Origin of the sequence: Butyricimonas sp. BSD2780061689_150309_C8 (assembly GCF_015560935.1) — a bacterium.
Taxonomy (GTDB): domain Bacteria; phylum Bacteroidota; class Bacteroidia; order Bacteroidales; family Marinifilaceae; genus Butyricimonas; species Butyricimonas paravirosa.
Genome location: NZ_JADMSV010000038.1, coordinates 1 through 22,109, shown reverse-complemented (window position 1 = coordinate 22,109; position 22,109 = coordinate 1). Strand labels below are relative to the sequence as shown.

The window sequence follows — 22,109 nt, the reverse complement described above, 5'->3', positions numbered from 1 at the left end:
GTTAAACATTTTCCTCTATTTTAAAAAACGTTCAATAAATGATACATTAAAAAAAGGATGCCGGATAATTATCTAAACACAAGTCCTTTAATGCAGATTACTGACAATCAGTATATATTAAAAATGAACATTGTTTTTTGAACATTCAATATTTTTACTACATTTGAGATCAATAAATGAACGTTTTATGATATTACAACAAATGTTGTAATGCCATTTACCTGTATGGATTGAGTGATATTTCCCCGGGCGGGAAGTGCGATAAAATCTTGGAATGGGCGAGAAAGAGATGATAAAAGCGATACTTGAAGGTGACCAGAAAGCCTTTAAGTTATTGGTTGACACCTATCAGGTGATGGTTGTCAACACTTGTCATGCTTTCATACACGATCGGGATGAGGCGGAAGACATTGCCCAGGACGTGTTTATCCAAGTCTTCGAATCTCTAGGTAAATTCCGGTTTGAAAGTAAATTATCCACGTGGCTATACCGGATAGCAGTGAACAGGTCTATTAATCACTGCAAATCCCCCAGAGGGCGGGCCATAAAAGTCGATATAGAATCATGGAAACAACAAGAGGTGGCACAATCGGTTGAAATGCCACAACAACAGTTATTGGAAGAACAGGAACAACTGGAATTATTACACCGGGCTATCGACCGACTTCCTGAAAATCAACGCACGGCGCTAATTTTAAACAAGTATGAAGAACTTTCATACAAGGAAATTGCAGAGGTCATGGGGATTACTCTCTCTTCCGTGGAATCGCTTCTTTTCCGTGCGAAAAATAATCTTGAGAAAATATTCAACACGAAATAAAAGACATTGTCATGAAAAAGATAAATAAAAAATATTTGATTTACTGGGTGAACATTATTCTGCTAATGTTGAATACGGCACTCCTCGTATTCTTTTGTTTTACCCCCGAAAAAACAATCTATAAGAATGAAGACTCCACCATCTCTAATGAATTCCTTCGCAAAGAATTAGATTTCACGGATGAACAATATAAACTCATTAATGAATTGGATTCAATCGTCTTGAGAAGGCATCAAACCGTTTTAAAATTACTCTGTCAAAGACGCTATCAGATGTTGAACGAACTGGCAAAACCCAACCCCTCCTTGGAAGAGCTGAACAAAATTGCCACGTCCGTGGGACATTTGCATAAAGCATTGAAGACACAAACGGCCCGACATTTACTCAATATAAAAAAGGTATGCACCCCGGAACAATCAAAAAAACTCGAAAAAATGTTCATCGATTTATTGGAGATCAACAAACATTGTGCGGAATGTGCAGAAAAATGCACGGATCAAGAAAAATGTAAAAGATGCCCTAAGTTTCACCACTACAAGAACATAGAATCCGATTCTCTAGAAATAAACAGGGATTCTACAAAAAATATCACAAAATAATGAAAAAAAGTATCTTGCCAGCGCAAGTTTTTAAAATGAAGTCTGTCATATAACCAAAGAGAGAGAAAATCATGAAAGTTGAAGAGATCATCGAGAAGGACAAGGTAAGGGAAGTACGTGAAGACTTTTATAACGGGATCATGGAAAAGATGGCCCGGAATAAAATGGATGATGCCGGTCCCGTGATCCGCAAAAGACACCTAGGCATGAGCATTGCCGCGGGAATTGCACTAGGCATTCTGGTGGGCAGTATACACCACCACATGCACAAGACCGATCGGCAAGTGGCGATGCAGGAGTGGCTAGGAAAGTATAATATTAACGACACTAAACTTGAATGTATTGAGGACAGACTTTTTAATTAAAAACAGCTAAACCTACAAGATCTTACTATGAGTTTGAAAAAATTGTTTTTTTTAAGCACGGTTATCTTTTTGATCGGGCATATGAACCTGTTTGCCCAATCTGAAAAGGTCAACCTATCCGGAACGATACAAGACGCAAAATCCGGTGAAACACTACCCTTCGTCGTGGTCAATATCAAGGACTTAAACCTATGGACCACGTCTGACATTAACGGAAAGTTTTCTTTTAAAGACGTGAAAAAAGGCGAATATACCTTAACGGCATCCTGTCTCGGTTACAAAGATTATGAAATGAAAATCAATCTGAGTAAAAATATTGAAAAATACATCCTAAAATTAGAGGAACAAACCCTGGCATTGAAAGAAGTCACCGTGACCGCAACAGCCGGAAACAAACTCAACAGTTCTTCTTCTATAAAAAAAGCGGCGTTAGAACACGTGCAAGCTTCCAGCATCGTGGACGTGATGCAATTGTTACCCGGATCGCTGACCGTCAATCCAAACTTGAACGACATCTCGAAACTGACTATCCGTGACGTCACGGGGAAAGACGCCACCAATGCTTTCGGGACTGCCGTGATCGTTGACGGGGCACGAATGTCAAATGACGCCAATATGCAAATGGCCTCCACCGCCTTGTCAACCCAAGGAATAAGCACATCAGCCGGAACCGGTATCGACGCCCGCCAGATAGCTGTCGATAACATCGAGTCTATCGAGGTAATCCGGGGAATCGCTTCTGCCGAATACGGGGACTTGAACTCGGGAGCCGTGATCGTCAAAACAAAGGCAGGAAAATCACCTTTGGAGGTTCGTTTCAAGACAGACCCGAAAATCAAACAGGTCTATGCCGGTAAAGGTTTTGCCTTAGGAGAAAATAAAGGATTTCTAAATATTGACGCTGATTACGTGCAATCGCAGAATGACATTCGTACCCCGGCAAAGTCTTACAACCGATTGACCGCCCAAATCGGTTACTCCAACGTGTTCAACCCGCAGGGAAGAGCCTTTAGCCTAAACGCTAAATTTAAAGGTTTGACCACCTTGGACAAACAAAAAAGTGACCCGGACAAGCAATCCGAAGAAAAGACAAAAGTCGAGAATCAGGAAATCAGCTTGAATATATACGGTAACTGGATGATAAACAAGGCGTGGCTAACCAGTCTGAAATACACCGTGGCCGGTTCCTTGGGAAAACAATATAACTGGGACCACGAACAACATACAACCGTCGGGGCCGCCAACACGAATTCCATGGAATCCGGGGAACACGTGGCAGGATTCCTCCCCTACGAATATTATAGTGATTTGAAGATCGAGGGAAAACCCGTTTACGCACAAGCTAAGTTAACGGCCAATATCTCCGGAAAATACGGAATTTTCTACAATAATTTCATGCTAGGTGGCGAGTGGAGTACGAAAGGAAATGAAGGAAAAGGGAAGAGTTTCGACCCGAACAACCCACCGACCCAGAGCATACGTCCCCGCTCGTTCAAAGACATTCCCTACATCAATGAATACAGCGGCTTCGTCGAGGACAAAGTAAAAATCGAAATGGGCAAAAGATCATTAGAACTTTCTGCCGGAAGCCGATTCACCAAGATTGACACGAAAGGAGCTGATTTTGATGTAATCGTGGACCCTCGTTTTAACGCTCGACTGACATTATTTGAGAATCGCTGGAACAAGAAAGGTTGGCAAAGCCTGAGTATTCGCGCCGGATGGGGGATCCAGCATAAAATGCCGACACTTGCTTACTTGTACCCGGACCCGGCCTATATCGACAAAGCCAGTTTCTCGTTCAAAGATGATGCCAACAATTACAAATTGGCCGTGATTACCACCAATGTTTTCGAAACGGACAACGACCGTCTGAAAATTCCGAAAAGTAACAACTTCGAGATCGGCGTGGACTTCAAGGTTCTCAGCGTCAATGCCAGCCTAGCCTACTTCAAGGAAAAACTGACGAATGGATATAACCAAGCCGGTTATGCCGTTCCCTATCAATATAGAGAATACAATTACAGTTCCAGCCTAACCCACCCGGAATACGTAAACGGGGAAGTCGTGGAAAACGGAACACCCGTGGGTTACCGTACCTTACAAACATTCGGAGTTTTCCAACGCCCGGATAACGGGATTACGACCGATAAATGGGGTATCGAATACTCCCTTGATTTCGGCAAGATCGACGTGATCAAAACATCAATTCTCGTGGACGGAGCATTTTTCCACACCAAAACATTCGACAATAGTCTCAAGATGAGTTATGAAACCCGATATATAAATAATGAACCTTATCCCTATGTCGGCCTATACGTGGGTGGGAACAATGTCGGAAACGGGAATCTCTATCAACGTTTGAACACGAACTTACGCCTCGTGACCCACATTCCCCAATTACGTCTCGTTTTCACGTTAGGAGCCCAATGCGTGTGGATGGATAAATCGAAAGCCTTATCCAAATACCAGGGCCAATGTCTGGCTTACATGAAAGACGACGACGGAAATATTGTCGAAAGAAATGTCGAAAAAGACAAAACCTACAACAAGTATATTAATCCGGTAGCATACATGGACCGAGAGGGTACAATCCACCCGTTCACGGAAACAGAAGCAAACGATCCGGTATTCCAACACATGATCAAAAGCGGTAAGTCCACCTATTTCGTGGAAGACTCCCTTGACCCGTACTTCATGTTGAATCTGCGCATGACGAAAGAAATCGGAAGATTTGCCTCTCTTTCTTTCTATGCAAACAATTTCACGAACGCCAAACCTTGGAGATATTACAAATCCAGCGGTTCCGACTTTAGAGTAAACAGCGACATCAGCTTTGGTGCCGAAATCAGTCTGAAATTTTAACGGATTAAAAAAGGAATAAAGATGAAAACATATCATATACTTACGCTTCTGGTCGTATTCCTTTTCACGGGATGTCTGAAAGAAGAAAAAATGAGTATCGGAGCCCTGATCAAGGTGAACATGCCGGAAGGTTTTGAAAATACCAGCCCGGAAGGGATTGATGTGAAATTATACAGCACTACGTCAGGTCTGACCTACACAAGCAAATGTGATGCCTCCGGTATCGCCACGTTCAATGTAGAATACGGTTTCTACGAGGCAGTAGCTCAACACCGGGAAAGGGGAGAAAACACCATCGACATCTTTAACGGGAGAATGGAGCGAATTGTACTGAGTGAAAGAACAAAAGATGGGGATACCTACACGATAAACCTGACTCACGCCAAATTACAGCAATTAATCATCAAAGAGATTTACTACGCAGCCTGTAAAAAAGATGACGGAACGAATTACACGAAAGACGCTTACATGTCAATCTACAACAATTCCGACGAAATCGCCTACCTGGATAGTCTTTGTATAGGAACCGTAAACCCTGTCACAAGTAGCAGTCCAAGTAACTTCACCAAACCGGACGGAAGTTTATGGGATGAAATTCCGCTATTCATGATGGCATGGCAATTCCCCGGAACAGGTACAGACTACCCCTTACAACCCGGGGAAGAAACGATTATCGCACTTAATGCCATCAATCACGTGGATATCGCCTCGCAATCCGTGGATCTTTCCAAAGCCGATTTTGCATTCTGGGACCCGCTGTTAACAGGTGCATCCGTCCCCGCTCCGGGAGTTGAACCCTTAAAAATGCTCTGGAGAAATAGTGGCACAGCATTCACGATCAGTTTGACAGGCCCGGCCATGGTGATATTCAAAATTCCGACCACCGTAGCTGAAAGTGCACAGGCTTACGCCGAAGATCCCGGAAATCTTCAACTGGATCCGGTAAAACCCAACGCCTCTCAAAAATTCCTAATGATTCACAAAGATTGGGTAATCGATGGAGTTGAATGCGTGACGAGTGCCAGCAAAGCCAACAAACGAATTCCCAACAATATAGATGCCGGATTCACCTATATACCGACAAGTTACCTGGGCAATTCCGTTTGCAGAAAAGTAGATGAAGTTGTCGATGGCAGGACCATATACATGGACTCCAACAATTCCAGCGAGGATTTCGAAGTCGTTCCGAATACATTAAAAAACAGATAGACGAACTGTATCTAAAAATGAAGATTATGAAATTCAAAAAAATATATACACTTGGTCTGGGCCTACTCATTGCCGGGATGTCGGCAGTAAATGCCCAAACCCAAGACAACGAGAAGATTTTTTACCGAATGGATCGGGTCAAAGCGAACAATCCTTGGACGAAGTCTTTAAACTACGCTGGATTAACGTTCAACGAAAATCAGGATTTCACCATCGTAGAAGTCGATTTTCAATATGGAAAAGGTAGTCTCAGAAATGTAAACGCCCCCACGGCATTCAATAAAACGAACCTGCAAACAGAATCCTTCCGAAGATTGAATAAAGTATTCTTCTACGGGAAGTTCAGTTTTGACTACATGAATCGTCTGAAAATGGGATGGTGCAACGTTATCAACCCGTACCGCTCCCCAATATTCTTTGCAGACAGTATGCCGGGACGTCAGACCATGGAAACTTACATCTTGGAAGGTGGAATCGGTTATATGATTGGAAAGCGCTGGAGTATTGGGGCCAAAATCGATTACCTGACCGCCAGTAATGCCAAGAAGAAAGACGCCCGAAACAAGAACACGTACATGAACCTAAAAGTGTACCCGGGAGTGGTTTACCGTTCCAAATACTTGAACTTGGGACTGAACTTCATTTACCAGAAAGAGACGGAGAACATTGACATCAGGACAATCGGAACAGGCCGAACACCGGAACTTCTTTCCGTCGAGGGATTATGGTTCTACACGTCGGAACAGGTAAGTTCAAGCGTAAGCATCATCCGGGATATTCGGGATGAATCCTTAGGTGGTGCCGCACAAGTGGAATTCCACACCCACCGAACCCGATTCTTTAACCAATTCTCCATACAGGAAAAGAAACAGGAAATATTCAAGGCGAATTATAACAAAGAGCGCGGAGGCGAAATGAAACAACGCGCATACAATTACACCGGAGCCTTCAACGTCAGCGGAGAAAAGTACAACCACTACATTAACCTGCAAGCCGATTTCTCCAATATGTTAGGCTACGAGAACATCCAGCAAAAGGAAGTCATAAACCAAAATAGTACCTGGACACAATTCGGGAAAAAGAATAAATCTTCCATCGAGTCTACCGTTTATGACGCAAACTATAACCTGTTCCGCAATCGCACCGCGTATAACAGTTGCTGGAACGCACAAATCGGGGCTAAAGGCTTTTACGCCGAAAGGGTATATCGTCTATATCCGGCTAAATTCCAACAAATATTGAGAAACACGGAAGGTTATCTTTCATTCGAGAAGAATTTCCTTTTCAAAAAAGGAATGTTGGATTGCGGCATAAACGGGGCCTACACCATCGGGGGAGGCACGATGTTAAAAATGAAACAGGAATCCGAAACCGTCTTACCGAATATCGACGAATACCCGCAACGGAAAGATTTACTGGAACAGGAATTCGAATATATCACATCGGACAAAATAGCCGGAGGAGTAAACGTTCGCTACACTTATTTCCTCAACAAGGAAAAAGGAATGAACTTGTACGCTATCGGCAATGTCAATTACAAAAAGTCCACCAGCGGCCTGTATGACGGTAAAGACTGGACAACGTTGCAAGCCACGATAGGACTATCATTCTAGGGGATCAAAAACAACAAATATCAAAAAAGAAATGAGCAAGATTAAGAAAAATTTATGGAGACATGTACTGCAATTGGGTGTAATTGCGGTCATTGCCGGATTTATTCTGAAAGTATTTTTCGGGGGTGCGCCAGCCGACGTCGAGGCCTATTGCCCGTTCGGGGGACTGCAATCTCTCGTAACCTACTTGAATTCAAACACACTGGCATGTAGCATGTCGATCGTACAGATCATGATGGGGGTAACCCTGGCAATCGGCGTTATTCTTTTCAGTAAACTGTTCTGCGGTTATCTCTGTCCCTTAGGCACGGTAACAGAATGGATGGCCGTTTTACGCAAAAAGATGAAGATAAACATCAACATCACCACGGGTTCAGTCGTCGACAAAATTTTAAGAGCGATCAAGTATATCCTGTTATTCTGGATATTCTACATGACGATTTCAAGCAGCGAACTATTCTGTAAGAACTTTGATCCGTACTATGCTATCGCAACCGGATTCAAAGGCGAACTTACCGCGTGGATGGCGTTAATTTCCATCGCTTGCCTATTTCTAGGCAACTTGTTCATCAATATGTTCTGGTGTAAATACATCTGCCCGCTCGGAGCGTTGAGCAACGTGTTCAAATTCACGCTCACGTTCCTAGGCTTATTGATACTTTCATTAATTCTAGGCTATTTCGGCCTACCGATGCAATGGTACTGGTTACTCGGTGCAAGCTGCGTGATCGGTTATATCTTCGAAATCGTGTACCACGAAAGCAAGGTATTCCCGTTACTCCGCATCACTCGGGATGACGAGAAATGTAACCATTGCGGTTTGTGTAGCAAAAAATGCCCGCAACAAATTGACGTGGCCAATCTGAAAGTCGTGAAAGACATCGATTGTACCTTATGTGGCGAATGTATGGGAGCATGTAATAAAAATGCTTTACAAATAAACCGTAAACCGGCATTCCGATGGTTACCCGCAATTCTAGTCGTTGTTCTCTTCTTCGTCGGGCTGTGGATGGGTACCCATTGGGAATTGCCGACTATAGATGAACGTTGGGGAGACCCGGCAAAATTGGAACACTTGGAATCCTTCGAACGCGACGGCATGAGAACCGTGAAATGTTTCGGTAGCTCCAAGGCATTTGCCGCACGAATGAAAAACGTTCCGGGAGTTTACGGGGTAACGACTTACGTGAATCGATTCGCCGTCGTGGTTTATTATGACCCGAGTGAAACGAGTAAAGAAAAAGTAGAGAACGCCATGTTTACCCCGGTAAAACGGAAACTGAATACGCCTCCTGCCGGAGTGGAACAATTAAAAATAATCACCTTAGGCGTTGAAAAACTATTCGACCAAATGGACGTGACGTTCCTAGGAAACATCATCCGTGAAAAAGAAGGTTTCTATGGAATACAAACCGAATATGACTGCCCGGTAAGAGTGAAATTATTCATGGACATCAATAAACCGATTGATAAAAAAGAATTAAGAAGTATCGTCGAAACCCGTGAATTCGAGATGCCGGTGCATGGTGGTGGAGTTAAGAAGATCGAATGTGACTACGAACTGGTAAACATCTCGAATCAAGTGGACACGATCGGTCGTCAGGCATTCCTCGAGATGATGTTCCCGGCAACCAAATCTCGTTTCCAAATTGCCTTGAAAAAATACGGGGAAGACGCCGCCACGGCAGTTTACGAGATGCCCTATCCGGGATTGGATAAACCGTTAGTTCAGCGTCAGGTTCCCTATTTGGGAAGTTTCCTTTCAACTCAAGATGGAGTGATGGAATTCGCCACGGCTCTGAACGGTGACATCCCGGTTATCCGAATCACGTACGTGAAAGAGGTTCTGGATGATGAAAAAATCTGGGAGATTCTTCAAACCCCAAAATGGAAAATCCATTACACGAACGGGACAACCAAAGAGATTGATGCTACTCTAACCTTTAAAACACCGGGTAAAACCGTTGAATGAACAACCGTTTTCGTGGGGCTTCCAAAAAGTCAATTTTATCAACTACCCCCACCAGCTCCCCCTTGCACAGGGGGAGAGCTGATTACCAAGCGTTTTCTCCCCCTATGCAAGGGGGAGTTAGTGGGGGTAGTTGATAAATACAAATACGACTTTTAACACATCCTCCACGGGAAACTTGAAATCATTTTTTACTATGCTTTTATCTTGTCAGAGTAATCCAAATGGATTACCCCGCGAGACTTATACCCATACAAATTGTAAATCACCATGATAAAATACATCATCTACACCATATTATTCACCCTGATCATTAGTCCCCTGGTGGCGCAGGACATCGGTGCAGACCAAACAATTCCGATGGATCCCGATATACGGATCGGGAAGTTGGATAACGGACTGACCTATTACATTCGCCACTCCGAGAATCCCAAAAACAGGGGTGAATTCTATATTGTTCATAACGTGGGCGCAATGCAGGAAGAGGATAACCAGAACGGCTTAGCCCATTTCCTGGAACACATGGCCTTTAACGGAACAAAGCATTTCCCGAAGAAAACCATGTTGGAATACCTTGCCAGCATCGGTGTACGATTCGGCACCAACGTGAACGCTTTCACGTCCAGAAACGTGACGGCATACAATATCTCCGAAGTTCCCTTAATTCGGGAAACGATCATCGATACCGTGTTGTTGATGCTTCACGATTGGTCCAGTTACATCACCTGTGACTCGGCTGAAATCGAGGCAGAAAGAGGGGTTATTCGGGAAGAGTGGAGAACCCGGGACATCCCCCGTATGCGCCTGTCGGAACAACTGAACCCCGTGATGTACAACCATTCGAAGTATGCCGAACGTAACGTGATCGGGGACATAAATATCATCATGAACTTCAAACGTCAGACCTTGTTGGATTTTTACCACAAATGGTACAGGCCCGACTTACAGGCCGTGATCGTGATCGGTGATTTTGACGTGAACATGATGGAAAATAAAATTAAGAAAATTCTATCACCACTACCTAAAGCACAGCATCCGGTACAAAAAGAAGTGTATTCGGTTCCCGACAACCGGGAGCCTCTCGTTGGTATCTTGACCGATCCGGATGCCGGTGCCATGGTAGTCAGACTCATGTATAAACTGGATCTTCCTTCTCCAAGCGAAAGACAAACGGTGAAGGCCTACAAAACCGACTTGGAAAGAAGCTTTGTGTCGGAATTATTCAAAAAAAGAATCATCAACAAAGCTGCACAAGGTAATCCTTATATCCGTCAGGGATCAGTCAACTACACGGACTTAACACCCGACAAAAAGATGGTATTCATCATGGGAGCCGTGAAAGACAATAAAGTCAATGAAGCCTTGAACGAACTGGCTATCGAAGTGGAAAGAATAAAAAAGTACGGATTTACCCCGGAGGAGTTCAATGAACAACAAGCCAATATGCTTAAATCCGTCAAACTCCAGATGAACCAGAGAAAGAACCTCAAAAGCGTAGATATGGTGAAAGCCTGTTTGGCCCATTTCACCACGGGAACCCCAATCCCGCCGAATGAGTTCTTAGAAAAGATGTCAGTCTTCACGCTACAAAATCTGACCTTAGAGGAACTGAACCGTACAGCCCTAGAGATGTTCTCTGATGACAACATACTCATCACGATACTCGGTCCCCGGCGAGAAAACATCAGTTATCCCAGCGAACAAGAGTTAATCGCCACCGTCCGAAACGCCAAAGACCAAAACATCGCACCTTATGTCCACCGGACACTGAAAGACACCCGGCTAATCACGAAGACTCCAGAAGCCGGGAACATTCTGGAAGAGAAGAAAAATGACACGATGGGTACTATCGAATGGACTCTTTCAAACGGCGCAAAGGTCATCATAAAATCATACCCGAACAAAAAAGACATTGTTGACATCAAAGGATTTAGCAAAGGAGGGACTTCCACTCTACCGGAAGAAGAACTTGCCAACGGATTCATGGCCAACAATTTTTGCCAGCTCATGGGAGTGAAGAATTTCTCCCGGACCGATTTAAAACAAATTAATGTCGGCAAAGTCATCTCCCTCACGCCGGAAATCGGGGAGTATTACGAAACATTGAGTGGATATGCGGCCAAACGGGACCTGGAAACCTTGATGCAAATGATCCATCTTTATGTCACGGAACCAAACTTTGACCAACAAGAGTTTAACCATCAAATCGAAAAAATAAAAAGTACACTAAATAATCGCAAGGGCCTCCCAAAAGCCGAGTATAGTCAAGAAGTTCAAGGCGTGAAATACAACCATCACCCGAGGAAAACAAGCCTAACCCTTGAAAAAGTAAACACGATCACCTTCGAAAAGACAAAACAAATATACCAAGAACGTTTTGCCAATGCCGGAGACTTCACGTTCATTTTCACGGGAGACATTGACTTAGAAAAATTAAAACCACTCGTGGAAACGTACATCGCCTCTCTACCGACAACAGGGGTAAAGCAGGAATACAAAGATAACCACGTGCGTTACGCCAAGGGAAAAATCATCCGGCATATCGAGAAAGAGTTGACAACCGACAAAGCTTCAATCAGTATGCTTTACACGGCAAAACTCCCCTACTCCGCCGAAAACAAAATTCTCTCGGCTGCCTTCCGCTATATTCTCCGGGACAGATACATGAAATCCATCCGTGAGGAAAAAGGGGGAGCATACAGCGTCAGCGTAAATGCCACGGAAGAGGCTGTCCCGACAAACCAGGTCACGATAGAGGTGAATTTCGACACGGCCCCCTTCATGGCCGACGAAATGCTGGAGATTGTCCAGAAAGAAATCGATGATCTCGTCAAAAATGGCCCCTCATCTTCCGAATTGGAAAATGCGCAACGCTATTTCAACAAACTTTACAAGACAAACATTTCCACCAATTCCTATTGGCAGGAAACTTTATCAGACTACTACCGATACGGTATTGACAATTTCACGAATTACGAAAACACGATGAATGGTTTAACACCATCAGATATTCGTAAATTCGCCAAAACCGTGTTTGGACAGAAAAATAAAATGGAATTCGTATTATTACCAAAAAAATAACGGGATGAAGACAACAACATTTATCAAAAGTATTATTGCCACCCTTTTAATCGTAAGCAGCACTTTCACGGTAAAGGCTGACGAGGGAATGTGGCTGATCCATCTTATGGCCCAAACCAATTACGAGGCAATGAAAGCCAAGGGAGTCGAACTCTCGGCTGAAGAAATCTACAGTGAAACCGTTCCTTCTTTAAAGGATGCTATCGTGGCCCTAGATTTCGGAAGCTGCACGGGAAGTATGATCTCCAAAAACGGCTTGATGATCACGAATCACCATTGCGCTTACGACGACATCCAGAAGTTGAGTAGTCTTGAACATGATTACTTGAAAAATGGTTTTTGGTCAAAGAATCAAGGCGAAGAAATCCGTATTCCGGGCAAAACGGTCATGTTTCTGGACCGGGTGATCGACGTCACGGACGAATACCGGGAAGTACTGAAAAGTTTCGAGAAAGACGACGAAATGGCCCCCTACACTTCCAGAAGGGCCAACTCCGTGATCGAGAAGAAATACGCGAAGAAAGGATACGAGACCTCGTGTGCGGCCATGTTGCGAGGCAACAAATATTATTTATTCTATTATAAAGTGTACGAAGACGTGCGTCTTGTAGCAGCTCCCCCCACTTGTTTCGGGGCATTCGGGAAAGACACGGATAACTGGTCGTGGCCACAGCATAAAGGGGATTTTGCCATGTACCGGGTGTACGGTGACAAGGATGGAAACCCGGCCAAATACTCTCCGGATAACCAACCGATCACGCCAAAATACGTGCTACCCGTGTCAGTAGCCGGGATTAAGGAAGGTGACTACGCCATGGTCTTGGGCTACCCGGGATCAACTGCCCGCTACACGCCATCATTCGGGGTTAGCGAGAAAATTAACATCACGAATCCCGCCATGATCAAGGTTCGGGACACGAAGTTAGCTATCCTTCGGGAAGCCATGAATGCCGACGAGAAGATCAACATCCAATACGCTTCCAAATACTTCATGAACAGTAACTACTGGAAATACGCCATCGGTGAATGTGAATACACAAAAAAATATAATGTCGTCGGCCTTAAAACAGCCGAAGAGGCAAAACTAACCGCGTGGATCAACGCTGACCCCGCACGCAAAGCTAAATACGGTGATTTGGTCGAGGAATTGCGAGCCTGCTACGCATTCTCCGCTCCGTACATGGCTACCGCTATCTACCATCGGGAGGCTATCATAAACGGGGCTGACTTGACCCGCCTCGCCATGCGTTTTAAAGGATTCGAAAGTGCCATGGAAAAACAAGGATGTTGTGTCCTACACAAAGACTGCGCACAATGCAAGAACCTGAGACATTTCTGCGAACAATATTTCAAGGATTATGACGAGCAGGTTGACCGCAAGGTTTTCGCCGCCATGATCGAACTATACGTGAATAATATCGATCCGAAATTCTTCCCGGAAGAAATCGGTAACCTAGTGAAAAAATTCAAAGGTGACTACCAGAAATTAACGGACTATGTTTACAAAAATTCCGTGCTAACAACGAAAGACCGTTTGTTTGCTTGGTTAGACAAGGGGGTTGACCAAAAAACAATCGACAAAGACCCGGCATACCTGATCACGAAATCCGCCCAAACGAAAAACTACGAGTTGCGTGATTATTTAAAAGACAATAACCAAAAAATAGGTGCTTTACGCACGCTTTACATGGAGGCTCTTGTCGAGATGAACAAGGGAACTGTACTTCCCCCGGATGCGAACTCGACAATGCGAATTACCTACGGAACGGTTGGCGGTTACTCCCCGAAAGACGGCGTCACTTATCATTGCCGTTCTTCTATCGACGGCTACAAGGAGAAATACGTGAAAAACGACCCGGAATTCGACTTGAACCCGGATTGTTTGGCTGCTATCCAAAAAGGAGACTGGGGACGCTATGCCGATAAAGACGGCAAACTTTATACTGGATTCGCCACGGATCTCGACATCACGGGAGGAAATTCCGGTAGCCCCGTAATCAATGCCAAGGGCGAATTGATCGGTTTGGCATACGACGGCAACTGGGAATCCATGGCCGGAGACCTTTATTACAATCCGAAATATAATAAATGTGTATGCGTTGACATTCGTTTTGTTCTGTGGATTATAGACAAATACGCAGGGGCGTCAAATTTACTAAACGAAATTAGCATTGTTGAATAATAAAAAATTACTATATTTGTTTGGTCAAGGAGTGAGTAATCTTGATACGAAAAGCACACTACGATTATTTAATGTTTTTAATCAATCGGTCACTGAAGCACGCACCAAAAAAGTGATCTTAGTTTGATTCCTTGACATAGCGGTCTCCGAACGGGACCGCTTTTTTCGTATTTCACTCACCACACTCTCGCCTGTATTGTAGCATACTTTCTTGGGAGTCTCGTTAGTTTGTCCATTACAAGACGAGTAAAGAACCGTGACAAGTTCTCCGCATTCGCTCGTTGATTTCCCGTTAACTTCCCGTTGACTTCCCGTTAACTTACTAACGAGACACTCAAAAGGATACGACGCAAGTAACCGACAAATATATAGATCGTCCGAAAAACAAGACCACCAACGGTAACCCGCAAGCCAAAGCAAGGTTCTAGCATATTATTCACTGATTTCCAACTCACAACGATTTAACATCAAAAATAATCCCAAACATACACATTCATTAAAAATAATTTCTATCTTTGTCCCGCATTTGGAAAGATGCAGGAGTGGCTGAACTGGCACGCCTGGAAAGCGTGTAAACCTCTAAAGGGTTTCGGGGGTTCGAATCCCCCTCTTTCCGCTAGGAAATATTGAATTTCAGAGAGTTGGAAGTTAAATTCTAACTCTCTTTTGTTTTTAATAGCATAGTCTGTTTTAGGGTGCTTTAATGTCTGTTTTCGACTGAAAGTTAAACCAAGAGTTAAACCGAAAACAAACGTGAATACAACCATTAATGTCTTGTGTTACAAATCAAAAACTCTTACAAAACAAATGAAGTTATTTTTCATTCTAAAATAGAAATATACCTCTCCAAAGAAACTTTTTCCGCTTCGGCAACTAGCAAGTAAAAATCATCATGTTGTTGCTCCGTGTGAGAAACCTCCAAAGCCTTGTAATAACGTAACTTCATATCATTATCACTTTTAAAAGTAACAATAGTATAACCTTTTTGCAGTAAATAAAGATTCATCAGAAGTCGAGAAGTACGCCCGTTACCATCTATAAATGGATGTATCCTCACCAGTTCATCATGCAAGTAAGCGGCGATAATAACAGGATGAATATTTTCTTTTTCCATACTTTGAAATGCAAGCATGAAATCTTCCATTAGTTTCTCTAACAAATAAGGTTGAGACGGTACGTGTGTGCTACCCGAGATCATTACAGGTACGGTTCTATAACTTCCAGCATTCTCTCTATCTATGCCATGTAACACAAGTGCATGAATCTCCTTGATTGTCCTTTGGCTTATTTCAATATCCTGTTGAGCAACCTCCTTTATATAGTCAATAGCCTCTGCATGATTGATTGCCTCCAAGTGTTCACGCATGGATTTACCAGAAATGGTGATTCCTTCATTCACGACAAGTGCTGTTTCTTGTAAAGTGAGGGTGTTTCCCTCTATACGGTTGCTCTCGTAAGTGTATTCTATATCCAAAGCATCTTGTATTTTCTTTAACGCCTCAACGGGTAAAGGACGCAAGGACGATAACCGCAGTTTCAATGAATCCACTTCTTTTAATAAATCAACCAACTTGCTATTCATGTTGCCATATTTTTAGTTGATTACAAAGGTAAGAAATTATCAGTGTTTATATCTAGTGGGAAAATACAAAATTTTGGTCGATATATACATTTGAAATGCCCCCCAAAAGTTGGACACAAAATTATCAACTTATTTGATGAAGGGGCTATCCAAAAAGTCATTTTATCCTCCAAAAACTCCTCCGTCACTTCGTGCCACCTCCTCTATAAACAGAGGAGGAGCTGGTGACTTTTACTGAAAACAGGGAGCATTTCAACTCTCCCTCTGTTTATAGGGGGGGAAGAGAGTTTGAAAAATAACTTTTGGGACAACCCCTTTTCATTTAATCGAGTTTTAATTCTTTTTTTGTTATAATATTCAATATACTCATCTAAAGTCGCCTTACGGTAGAGTAAATATTAACATGAAAAACATACACGTATGGAGAAGAAAAACACATTTTTAGAATAACGATTACACGATTATAATTAGATAGTTAGACAACATTATTAATCAACATCGGTAAAGCAAATGTTTAAAACGGGATACAAAATAAGAGCATTTTAAATAAGTGCAAAGCGGTGATAGCTCTGTCGAAGTAAGGGACATTGCCGAAGAGAGAACACTACCTTCCAAGCTGGGAATTGCGGGTTTGAGTCCCATTTTTCCGCTCTCATTTTAAAGCACTTACGTTTGTAGATGTTTTTTCATTCCAGGCCATTTTCATGGTTTTATCCCCTCATGTAAGCAAAATAAGCCCTGTGTAAACCAAGATATAAACCAAATCATTATCCGGCTCCCCATGTACGCGTTAAAATAAAAGAAGTAATAGGAATCCTACCGAGAATTAAGAGAGAAAATACCTCTTTTTCGAAACTGATTCAGAGCTTACTCGTGGCTCATGCAGCCCGGATAGAATAAGCCCCGATTAAGCTCTAAATAAGCAACGAACGAGAGGTAGTTTCTCGATCACTTCACGGTTAGATTATACTTGATTCTCTACACAAACTGAAAAGCAGAACAAAATAAATTTGTTCAAAAGCGCCTTTGATGGATTTTCAACGGATCAGCTTTTAGAAGATGATGAGGTTTATCACCCATTTTTATACATGGTGGTAAATTTGAAAAACTGACTTATATATGGAAGTTGATAATTTTCCACCAACTAGCACGAACAACATTTATAAGCATATGTTTGCCGGAGGCATCCTTGTTGCACGACGAAATTGAAATCACCTCCTATTAATTTTACTTATCGCTCTTTAAAATGGTGGTTATCATCAAGTGATAAGATGCGAGTATGCAGTGATAGTACCCAACTGTCACTCTACAACCGGAAAATTCCCATAATTCTGACGAGAAAATAGATTCTAATTCTTCTTATTTTTCACGAGGACTACAAACAATCCCAATTCTTATCGATTTTTAACGGGAATTCTACAACGATATTTTCTGCAAAGCGTATCAATAGTACAATTTCACCAGACAGATGATAATATCAAAAGGGAAATAAAGAGATTGCTAGCATAGGTAGAGAGTGAGAATTCCCGGGGTCACAGCCAGGGAGTATAGTGAATGTAGATTGTTGCTAGTCTCGGTGCGGTTACTTCGTGATGAACGTAACCGCACTTTTTTATTCCATATTATTGAACAATCATGAAAAACTTTCCCGCATATTACGGATAGTCTAAGATATTTGGTAATTTTGTGGTGAAAAATAAAAAAGATTATGGACGATTTACAACATATAGGATATAGCCGGGAGGTCATTGAATTCGTTGCCGTTGCTAAAGAGTTTTGCGGTTACCTGGAAGGCTCTCACGAAGAAGACGCCAGCGAATTGCTTTCGAAATTACAAAAGTTCATCCCGCTAATTTATCTGAAAGGTAGCTTATTACCCTCGTGCGAAAGTGACAACCTCGGTATGATGGAAGAGGTGGTGACCGAAGAGGATTACAACGCCTTGCTCGCGACATTAAGCCGGACACTGGGCGAGAATGACGAATATCTGGAGGTTTTCGACGACAACATGCAATACAGCGAAACTCCGGTCGTGAACTCGATTTCCGAGAAACTTTGTGATATTTACCAGGATTTGAAAAATTTCATTTCCGCGTATCGCAGTGGGATGATCGATGTCATCGAGGAAGCATTATGGCAATTAAATAACAGTTTTGAATTATACTGGGGGAAGGCGTGTACCAGTGTATTAAGAGCGATACACCTGGCAATATATAAAGTAGTAGACACGGACGACTCCATGTAAGAGAGATAGACATGGAATACAAGACGAAGATCAGCGAGGAAGAAATAGAGGAATTACCAAACTTCACGTTTGACGGGGAGATCATCGTGATTGATCATGAGGATAAAGTTGATGCGGCCGTGGACGATTTATCGTCCTACCCGTACATCGGGTTCGATACGGAAACCAAACCGGCATTCAAGAAAGGGGTAACACATCAGGTAGGCCTGTTACAACTGGCCACCGATAAACGGGTATACTTATTCCGTTTGAACAAATGCGGCCTGTCCGAATCGTTACAGGACCTTTTGGCCAATGAAAATATAATGAAAATCGGTGTCGGGATACGCGATGACATTCGGGGACTTAGGAAACTAGCCAATTTCATCCCGGCAAGCTTTCTGGATTTACAAATATTTGCCAAGGCATTCGGCATAGAAGAGATGTCATTCTCTAAATTAATGTCGATTATTTTCAAGGTGAAAATATCCAAACGACAACGAACGTCAAACTGGGAAGCCCCACGATTGACCCCTGCACAATTACATTACGCGGCAACCGATGCGTGGGGGGCGCTAAAAATGTACAAGGCGTTAAAATCCGGCAACAGCCAGTTACAACAAGTGTCCTAGAGTTTGTAAAGTAATACTTTATAAACTCTCTCCCACGGGTACGGAAAAATAAAACGTGGTACCTTTCCCCTCTTTCGATTCAAACCACAATTTCCCGTGATTCATTCTCACGAAATCCTTACAGAGTTGTAGCCCCAACCCGCTCCCCTTCTCTTTCTGCGTCCCGTAAGAAATAAAATGTAATCCATCATCCAACAAGCCTTGCTGATGTTCCTCACTGATTCCCTGCCCCCGATCCTTCACGATTACCGTCAAAAAGCCGTTTTCTTCCCTGCAGTCCACATCAATCCTTCCCCCCGTGTAGCTGAATTTAATCGCATTGGATAATAAATTACGCAACACGGTCTTCATCATATTCACGTCCGCGTACCCGGTAAAAGGTCGATCAATATGATTGTAAATCTTTATTCCCTTCGCCCCTGCTATATTCTCCTGCAACACGATCACTTCTTTCGCCGCCTCCGTGAAAGAAAATGCCTGCCTGTACGGCTGTAATAATCCATTCCGGCTATTGCTCCATAACAACAGGTTTTCCAGCAACAAGAAAGCCTCATCCGTAGTCTCCTGCAACATCTTGATAAGATTCTTTATATTATCATCCGGAATTTTCTCTTTCTGGTGATCAAGCGCTTCAAGAATCATTTTAAGCGTACCGATCGGGGCCCGCAAATCATGAGCGATAACAGAATACAGCTTGTCTTTAGAACGGGATACGCTTTGAATACGTTCATTCTGCCTTTCGATGATACGCTGTGATTCCAGTAAAAGCAATTGATTATTTATGCGAAGGATCAGCTCCCTTTTACTCAACGGCCGGGAAACGAACTCCACCCCCTCGTAATCGACCACCTTCCGGAAATCTTCATAACGGTTGGGGATCGTCATGTAGAGTATCGGAATCTGCTTGGTCAAGGCGCTCTGTTTCAACTGGCGGACAACCGTAACCCCCTTCCCTTCCTCTAGCGCCAAGCGAATAATAATCATATCCGGTAGCCTCAACTTCGCAAGTAGAAATACCTCGTCCGCTTCCAGAGTAGGTAATAATTTAAAATTCTCTCCAGCCAGCAGGCTTTTCATCTTTTCCAAATTCGAAACAGAATCGTCAGCCAAAAGGATTGTATATTCGCTATGATCTATATGCATTCGCCACAAATTTATAACCAATTTTTGATAAAAGTTCCTCGTAGAGCTTATTAAATGCCATAGCTTTTTGACTTAAATTATCAAATGATTCATTATTACCAATTTCATTCTCTCCCGATAAATTATCTTTGATTGATTTCCACATCGGGTACATGGTTTCGGAGAAAGTTTGCAATTCAGTTTTCAGCAATGTTAATTCACGTTCCATCTCCTTGAAACGAGTCACGTCATGCCCGACCAAGTGAATTTCGGTGTGATCCCGATCTAACCTGACCGGATAAGCATACCACTCGATAAATACCACCTCATCATCACGCATTACCTTGGCATTAAACGTCAACAAATCCTCTGGGAACTTCACCACTTCCTCCAATTTCTTTGATGAAATATCCATTTCAGTCATTAGCTCCCCGATCCGACTCCCGATAATATCATCCGGACTATCCCCGAATAAGGAATAAAATGTCTTGTTCGAGAAACTGATATGTAAATGCCGGTTCAAGCGAAGAATGTAATCCACCCGGTTTTCGACAAAGTCCTGATACAAGGCATGATGTTTCACCAATTTTCTTAAAATCAACTCTTTTTCGAGCGCTCCGGATAGCACGGAGGCTACCTGTACCAAAAAGGCAATCTCGTCCCCCGACCACGGCTCCTCGTGGTGACAACGACTTAAGCACAAAAAGGAAAAAAGATGACTGGATATATACAAGGGTAAAAATATAGCACAATTGACCCCCGTCGCCTGCATGATATTCTTCAAACTCTCGTTCGTCACGTCATTTATATCCCGAATATATATATAATTGTCCCTCTCTAAATCCTGTTCTAACTTCCGGTCATAATAGAAACCGCGTTTCTCCCCTGACTCCGGGAAAACAGATTCCCCGGTACGGGTCCATTCTTCCGATATGGTAAATGTCATATCGTGATTAATACTCACGATATAAACCTGATCGGCCCGCTCGTGTTCGCCCAGTTTCTTTAATGCCAACTTCACGTTTCTATTCAAACCCACGCTAGTGGATAATAAAACGTTTAAATCAGATAAAAACTCTGCTCCTGTTATGTTATTTTCTGTCTGCATACGCTTGTTTGGATCGTTTAGTCCTCAATATTTGTTTCTTTTTCTAGTATTTATACACGAATTTCACACTTCAGGTTACATGATTCTACATTTTTATATAACAAGATTAAAATTCATTTACAAACAACTTTCTATAAGCCAATATATTAAATATAGGCCCTAAATTTAGTCTATAAAAAACTCTGAAAACATTTGGTAACTGAGAAGATTTTTGTACTTTTGTGCCCGGGTAAGTCCTATGCGACCAGCTCCTGTCGAACTCCCCCAGGGTCGGAAGACAGCAAGGGTAGATGGTTGAGCGGTGCGACATAGTAAGCTTACCCTTTTAGGAAATGCCTCTTTAGCTCAGCTGGCCAGAGCACGTGATTTGTAATCTCGGGGTCGTTGGTTCGAATCCGACAAGAGGCTCAAAAGAAGGGAAGAAAAGTGAGTGAGTTCTTTTTTAAGTTGCTGTTGTAGCTCAGGGGTAGAGCACTTCCTTGGTAAGGAAGAGGTCATGGGTTCAAATCCCATTAACAGCTCAGAGGTAGCAGTCAATAAATTGACTGCTTTTTTGTTTTATTATATTTAAATAGCTAGGGTTCAAATGGTAATCTGCCAAAATAACTACTCTTGATTTCTAAAGTCGAACATAAAAAAGGACGATCCCCAGAGTTTTTTAGGCGCATAGTAAAAAAGCTGTGTATACGGATATAAGTTTGTACCTTTGCAGAAAAGAAAAACAGTAATGGAAAAGAA

The 22,109-nt window shown here is 42.8% G+C and carries 14 protein-coding genes, 3 tRNA genes, 1 other RNA gene and 1 pseudogene; 15 read left to right on the top strand and 4 right to left on the bottom strand.

The genetic code is table 11. From position 1 onward, the window contains the following. Positions 1–274 precede the first annotated feature (274 nt). The 10 genes from I2I33_RS19185 to I2I33_RS19140 all read left to right on the top strand — a co-directional run bounded on the left by I2I33_RS19185 (position 275) and on the right by I2I33_RS19140 (position 15,319). Positions 275–820 (top strand): RNA polymerase sigma factor, encoded by a 546-nt coding sequence (locus tag I2I33_RS19185; protein WP_087421635.1) that lies wholly within the window; start codon positions 275–277, stop codon positions 818–820. 11 nt (positions 821–831) lie between these two features. Then, positions 832–1,419, top strand: coding sequence for a Spy/CpxP family protein refolding chaperone (locus tag I2I33_RS19180; protein ID WP_087421634.1), 588 nt, complete (start codon positions 832–834; stop codon positions 1,417–1,419). 71 nt (positions 1,420–1,490) lie between these two features. Continuing rightward, complete coding sequence (locus tag I2I33_RS19175; protein ID WP_087421633.1) at positions 1,491–1,784, top strand: hypothetical protein; 294 nt, start codon at positions 1,491–1,493, stop codon at positions 1,782–1,784. Between the two features lie 27 nt (positions 1,785–1,811). Beyond that, a complete protein-coding gene (locus I2I33_RS19170; RefSeq protein ID WP_087421632.1) occupies positions 1,812–4,649 on the top strand; it encodes a TonB-dependent receptor in 2,838 nt (945 codons plus the stop codon). 21 nt (positions 4,650–4,670) lie between these two features. Next, a complete protein-coding gene (locus I2I33_RS19165; protein WP_087421631.1) occupies positions 4,671–5,858 on the top strand; it encodes a DUF4876 domain-containing protein in 1,188 nt (395 codons plus the stop codon). Between the two features lie 26 nt (positions 5,859–5,884). Next, positions 5,885–7,471, top strand: a complete 1,587-nt coding sequence (locus I2I33_RS19160; RefSeq protein ID WP_140402604.1) for a DUF6850 family outer membrane beta-barrel protein — start codon at positions 5,885–5,887, stop codon at positions 7,469–7,471. A 31-nt stretch (positions 7,472–7,502) separates the two neighbouring features. After that, on the top strand, positions 7,503–9,443 hold the full coding sequence (locus tag I2I33_RS19155) for a 4Fe-4S binding protein (RefSeq protein ID WP_087421629.1): 1,941 nt from the start codon (positions 7,503–7,505) through the stop codon (positions 9,441–9,443). Between the two features lie 267 nt (positions 9,444–9,710). Continuing rightward, positions 9,711–12,521, top strand: a complete 2,811-nt coding sequence (locus I2I33_RS19150) for a M16 family metallopeptidase (protein ID WP_195666875.1) — start codon at positions 9,711–9,713, stop codon at positions 12,519–12,521. 4 nt (positions 12,522–12,525) lie between these two features. Then, positions 12,526–14,703: a S46 family peptidase gene (locus I2I33_RS19145; protein ID WP_087421887.1), complete on the top strand. Its 2,178-nt coding sequence runs from the start codon at positions 12,526–12,528 to the stop codon at positions 14,701–14,703. 528 nt (positions 14,704–15,231) lie between these two features. Next, positions 15,232–15,319, top strand: a tRNA-Ser gene (locus I2I33_RS19140). A 204-nt stretch (positions 15,320–15,523) separates the two neighbouring features. Here I2I33_RS19140 and I2I33_RS19135 read toward each other — a convergent pair. Both I2I33_RS19135 and I2I33_RS20565 read right to left on the bottom strand, forming a co-directional pair. Then, a complete protein-coding gene (locus tag I2I33_RS19135) occupies positions 15,524–16,285 on the bottom strand; it encodes a Fic family protein (protein WP_087421627.1) in 762 nt (253 codons plus the stop codon). 203 nt (positions 16,286–16,488) lie between these two features. Beyond that, a pseudogene (locus I2I33_RS20565) lies at positions 16,489–16,659 on the bottom strand (IS3 family transposase); the annotation flags it as partial. 1,334 nt (positions 16,660–17,993) lie between these two features. Between I2I33_RS20565 and I2I33_RS19125 the strand changes: the two are divergent. Together I2I33_RS19125 and I2I33_RS19120 are read left to right on the top strand one after the other, a co-directional pair. Further along, positions 17,994–18,530 (top strand): DUF5063 domain-containing protein, encoded by a 537-nt coding sequence (locus I2I33_RS19125; protein WP_087421626.1) that lies wholly within the window; start codon positions 17,994–17,996, stop codon positions 18,528–18,530. 11 nt (positions 18,531–18,541) lie between these two features. Then, entirely contained in the window at positions 18,542–19,141 is a 600-nt protein-coding gene (locus tag I2I33_RS19120) for a 3'-5' exonuclease (RefSeq protein ID WP_087421625.1), read from the top strand. 18 nt (positions 19,142–19,159) lie between these two features. Here I2I33_RS19120 and I2I33_RS19115 read toward each other — a convergent pair whose 3' ends face one another. Beyond that, positions 19,160–20,284 (bottom strand): hybrid sensor histidine kinase/response regulator, encoded by a 1,125-nt coding sequence (locus I2I33_RS19115; RefSeq protein ID WP_087421624.1) that lies wholly within the window; start codon positions 20,282–20,284, stop codon positions 19,160–19,162. Further along, complete coding sequence (locus tag I2I33_RS19110) at positions 20,268–21,371, bottom strand: PAS domain S-box protein (RefSeq protein WP_087421623.1); 1,104 nt, start codon at positions 21,369–21,371, stop codon at positions 20,268–20,270. The genes I2I33_RS19115 and I2I33_RS19110 overlap by 17 nt, the downstream gene beginning before the upstream one ends. Positions 21,372–21,598: 227 nt before the next feature. On the opposite strand from I2I33_RS19110, the gene ffs reads away from it, so the two are divergent. The 3 genes from ffs (at position 21,599) to I2I33_RS19095 (ending at position 21,892) form a co-directional block, all read left to right on the top strand. Continuing rightward, positions 21,599–21,697, top strand: an RNA gene (gene ffs, locus I2I33_RS19105) — signal recognition particle sRNA small type. Between the two features lie 8 nt (positions 21,698–21,705). Then, a tRNA-Thr gene (locus tag I2I33_RS19100) sits at positions 21,706–21,779 on the top strand. Between the two features lie 41 nt (positions 21,780–21,820). Further along, positions 21,821–21,892: transfer RNA gene (locus I2I33_RS19095), tRNA-Thr, on the top strand. Positions 21,893–22,109: the final 217 nt, after the last annotated feature.

Bases quoted from the DNA above. Each gene is read 5' to 3' on its own strand.
- I2I33_RS19185 (WP_087421635.1), top strand. From the start codon at position 275: ATGGGCGAGAAAGAGATGATAAAAGCGATACTTGAAGGTGACCAGAAA.
- I2I33_RS19180 (WP_087421634.1), top strand. From the start codon at position 832: ATGAAAAAGATAAATAAAAAATATTTGATTTACTGGGTGAACATTATT.
- I2I33_RS19175 (WP_087421633.1), top strand. From the start codon at position 1,491: ATGAAAGTTGAAGAGATCATCGAGAAGGACAAGGTAAGGGAAGTACGT.
- I2I33_RS19170 (WP_087421632.1), top strand. From the start codon at position 1,812: ATGAGTTTGAAAAAATTGTTTTTTTTAAGCACGGTTATCTTTTTGATC.
- I2I33_RS19165 (WP_087421631.1), top strand. From the start codon at position 4,671: ATGAAAACATATCATATACTTACGCTTCTGGTCGTATTCCTTTTCACG.
- I2I33_RS19160 (WP_140402604.1), top strand. From the start codon at position 5,885: ATGAAATTCAAAAAAATATATACACTTGGTCTGGGCCTACTCATTGCC.
- I2I33_RS19155 (WP_087421629.1), top strand. From the start codon at position 7,503: ATGAGCAAGATTAAGAAAAATTTATGGAGACATGTACTGCAATTGGGT.
- I2I33_RS19150 (WP_195666875.1), top strand. From the start codon at position 9,711: ATGATAAAATACATCATCTACACCATATTATTCACCCTGATCATTAGT.
- I2I33_RS19145 (WP_087421887.1), top strand. From the start codon at position 12,526: ATGAAGACAACAACATTTATCAAAAGTATTATTGCCACCCTTTTAATC.
- I2I33_RS19135 (WP_087421627.1), bottom strand. From the start codon at position 16,285: ATGAATAGCAAGTTGGTTGATTTATTAAAAGAAGTGGATTCATTGAAA.
- I2I33_RS19125 (WP_087421626.1), top strand. From the start codon at position 17,994: ATGGACGATTTACAACATATAGGATATAGCCGGGAGGTCATTGAATTC.
- I2I33_RS19120 (WP_087421625.1), top strand. From the start codon at position 18,542: ATGGAATACAAGACGAAGATCAGCGAGGAAGAAATAGAGGAATTACCA.
- I2I33_RS19115 (WP_087421624.1), bottom strand. From the start codon at position 20,284: ATGCATATAGATCATAGCGAATATACAATCCTTTTGGCTGACGATTCT.
- I2I33_RS19110 (WP_087421623.1), bottom strand. From the start codon at position 21,371: ATGCAGACAGAAAATAACATAACAGGAGCAGAGTTTTTATCTGATTTA.